This window comes from Terrisporobacter sp. (assembly GCF_017888745.1).
In the GTDB taxonomy this organism is placed as follows: Bacteria; Bacillota; Clostridia; order Peptostreptococcales; family Peptostreptococcaceae; genus Terrisporobacter.
This window is the reverse complement of sequence record NZ_JAGHFM010000185.1, coordinates 1-3051: the sequence shown is the minus strand read 5'-3', so window position 1 is coordinate 3051 and position 3051 is coordinate 1. Positions and strand designations below refer to the sequence as shown.

Annotated in this window: 2 protein-coding genes and 2 pseudogenes; all 4 read left to right on the top strand. The window is 30.2% G+C overall.

Going from position 1 to position 3051, the window contains the following annotated elements:
* On the top strand, positions 1-419 hold a 419-nt coding region (locus J7G74_RS09085; RefSeq protein WP_297134388.1), incomplete at its 5' end, for an MFS transporter.
* 72 nt (positions 420-491) lie between these two features.
* Positions 492-1925 (top strand): M20 family metallopeptidase, encoded by a 1434-nt coding sequence (locus J7G74_RS09080; protein ID WP_297134386.1) that lies wholly within the window; start codon positions 492-494, stop codon positions 1923-1925.
* A gap of 286 nt (positions 1926-2211) precedes the next feature.
* Positions 2212-2454 (top strand): annotated as a pseudogene (locus J7G74_RS16930) (transposase); the annotation flags it as partial.
* A 33-nt stretch (positions 2455-2487) separates the two neighbouring features.
* Positions 2488-3051: pseudogene (locus tag J7G74_RS09075) on the top strand (IS1182-like element ISCpe5 family transposase); the annotation flags it as partial.

Sequence of the window (3051 nt, the reverse complement as noted above, 5' to 3'; positions counted from 1 at the left end):
CTGTATTCCAAACTATAGCAACAATATTAGCTGGTTCATTATTATCTAAAGTGTTTAATGGAAAAGAAAAAAGATTTATACTTGGGGCTACAGTTACAAGTTCAATTTTAGTTTTAGGATTTGTATATTCTGATAGTTTAGTGATATCTGTAATATGTCTAATATTAGTTAGTATGGTTTCTGTTTCTGCATTTACTGCTATTTTTACATGGTCACATAAAATCTTTGATCAATCTATTATAGGTTCTTCTATAGGTATTATAAATACTGGAGGAACACTAGGAGGATTTTTAGCACCTATGATATTAGGATACTTGATAAAAATAGCTATGGGATCATTTACACTAGCATTTATGTTTATGACTGTAGCATCATTATTGTGTGGACTTAGTGTATTGCTAATTAAAAAAAGTGAATAAATTAAATTCGACTATTAGTATAAAATTGAATGACATTTTAATAATAAATAAGTTGTAATTGGAGGAATAAATATGAATAAAGCAAAAAAAGAAATAATTGATATTATTGAAGAAAAAAGTCAAGAATTTTATGAGGCTTCAGATTGCATCTGGGAAACACCAGAGACTAGATTTGCAACAGAAAAGTCTGTGGAACAACATTATAAAATTTTAGAAAAAGAAGGTTTTAAAATTGAAAAAGGAGTAGCTAATATGGAACACTCTTATGTAGCTACTTTAGGGTCTGGTCGTCCAATTATAGGGATTTTAGCTGAATATGATGCATTAGGAAACTTAAGTCAAGTTGCAGATTTACCAAAGCAAGAGGCTATAGTATCTGGAAATAACGGTCATGGATGTGGTCATAATCTTTTGGGTATAGGGTCTTTAGCTGGAGCAGTAGGAATAAAAGAATATATCAAACGCCACAACCTTAGTGGTACTGTAAAGCTATTTGGATGTCCAGCTGAAGAAAGTGGATATGGAAAAGCTTTTATGGCAAGAGATGGAGTTTTTAATGAATTAGATGCTGCTTTAACATGGCACCCAATGGATTTTAATCAGGCTTGGGGAGAGAGTAGTTTAGCAGTTTATCAAGTTTACTATAAATTTAAAGGAATATCAGCTCATGCAGCAGCAGCCCCAGAAAAAGGAAGAAGTGCATTGGATGCAGCTGAATTAATGAATATAGGAGTACAGTTCTTAAGAGAGCATATTATCGATCAAGCTAGAATCCACTATGCTTTTATTGATGTAGGCGGCGAGTCGGCAAATGTTGTACAACCAACTTCTAAGCTTCATTATTTCATAAGAGCTCCAAAAACTGAGCAAGCGGCTGAAATATACGAAAGATTAAATAAAATAGCAAAAGGTGCGGCTCTTATGACAGAGACTGAACTTGAAATTGAGTTTGACTCGGCATGTGCAAATTATTTACCAAATCATGCGCTAACAGAAGTTATGTATGAGAATTTAAAATTAGTTAGACCTATGAATTTAACGAAAGAAGAGTTAGAGTATGAACAAAAATTCTGTGACACTTTACCAGAAGGTGCTAAACATGGATTATACTTACGTGCTAAAAAAGCATTCCCAGATTTGAGTGAAGATGAACTTCAAGAAATTGCAGCAATGCCTATTAACTCTAAGATATTCCCATTAACATTTACTGATAATACATCAGGATCTACAGATGTTGGAGATGTTAGTTGGGTAGTGCCAACTGCACAGGTAACAATAGGATGTGAACCTCAAGGAACACCACCGCATTCATGGCAATGGGTTGCAAATGGTAAATCATCTGTTGCACACAAAGGTTTACTAAATGCAGGTAAAATAATTGCATTAACTGCTTATGATGTTTTAACTAATCCAGAATTAGTTGAAAATATGAAAAAAGAACATTCAAATACTCTAGGTGGTAAAAAATATGTATCAGCAATTCCTAATGATGTTATGCCTCATTAATGAATAAATTAGTATAGATTAAATTATTATCTTTTAATAGTATTAATCTTACGATTTGTCTTTATTATTGAAATCCACGAAAAGGGGGTGTCTCAAAATAAAAATTAGATAGTCACATAAAAAAACTCTAATTACGAAAAAACGTAATTAGAGTTTTTCTTATTGCACAACATTATATTATGCAACACAACATTAATATTAATCTTGACCAAAATTTAAGAAATAATACATTTCTGACAATAAAAATTCAACCAACAGATAATTCAGTTGTTCTACGAAGCCAAATATTGGAGAGATTAGATTATACAAATTTACTAAAGACATATTCCAAGAAGGGAAGAAAATAGTAGTTCCACCGATTGTCTTATTTAAAATATGTGTTTATGTCTCAATGAATAATATATATTCATCTCGGAAAATAGAATCTGCGTGCAAAAGAGATATTAATTTTTTATGGCTTTTAAATGGGCATAAAGCCCATGACCATAATACTATTTCTAGGTTTAGAAGCAAGAAAATTATAAATATTATAGAAGAACTTCATTTTCAAATCATTGAAAAATTGTATGACCTCGGAGAGATAAATTTAATTAACTTATTTGTAGATGGAACTAAAATTGAAGCTGTTGCTAACAAATATCAATTTGTATGGAAAAAATCAGTTGAAAAGCATGCCGCTAATTTAGATTTTAAGATAAGAAATTTAATAGAAGAATTAAGAAGTACATTATTAAGAGACTTTTCACATTACTTACTTTTAGAGAAAATCAATGTACTTCAAATATCTACGATACTAAAATATTTATATAGACTAAAAGAAAATCTTAATATTGTTTTTGTATATGGAAAGGGAAAAAGAAAATCGAAGATACAATCATTCATTGAAAGATTTGAAGAAATAAAACTTTCGTTAGAAAAATATAATAACTATTTCTCAATATTTAAAGGTAGAAATAGTTTTTCTAAAACTGATACTACATTTATGAGAATGAAGGATGATCATATGAGAAATTTTCAATTAAAACCAGGTTATAACATACAAATAGGGGTTGAAGGTGAATACATAATAAGTTGCGATATTTCAAGTGAACGATCAGATCAACTAGCATTTATACCTTTTCTTGAT

Bases quoted from the DNA above. Each gene is read 5' to 3' on its own strand.
- J7G74_RS09080 (WP_297134386.1), top strand. From the start codon at position 492: ATGAATAAAGCAAAAAAAGAAATAATTGATATTATTGAAGAAAAAAGT.